This window comes from Cupriavidus sp. SIMBA_020 (genome assembly GCF_046535395.1).
Classification (GTDB): Bacteria; Pseudomonadota; Gammaproteobacteria; order Burkholderiales; family Burkholderiaceae; genus Cupriavidus; species Cupriavidus campinensis.
In genome coordinates, this window is record NZ_JAWRWU010001077.1 from 1 (window position 1) to 256 (window position 256).

Genomic DNA, 256 nt, shown 5'->3' on the forward strand with positions numbered 1-256 from the left:
TGCCGGCGGGCAGCTTGACCAGCATGTAGGGGCCCTGGGACTCGGCCTGCAGCACCTGCTTGCCGTGGCCGTCCTTGATGACGACGGCGACGTTGGCCACATAGTCGGCCTTGCCGTCGCGCTGCGCGGCGAAGGTCAGCGAGAGCGGGTAGTCCTTGGCGGCGGCCTTCATGGCTTCGGATTCGTCCAGGCCGATGCCGCCGCTGACGTATTCCACGCTGCCCTGGTGCTGCACCGCGGGCAGCGCCGCCTGCGC

1 pseudogene is annotated in these 256 nt (G+C 69.9%); it reads right to left on the minus strand.

Going from position 1 to position 256, the window contains the following annotated elements:
- Positions 1 to 256, minus strand: a pseudogene (locus tag SB751_RS32810) (carboxypeptidase regulatory-like domain-containing protein); the annotation flags it as partial.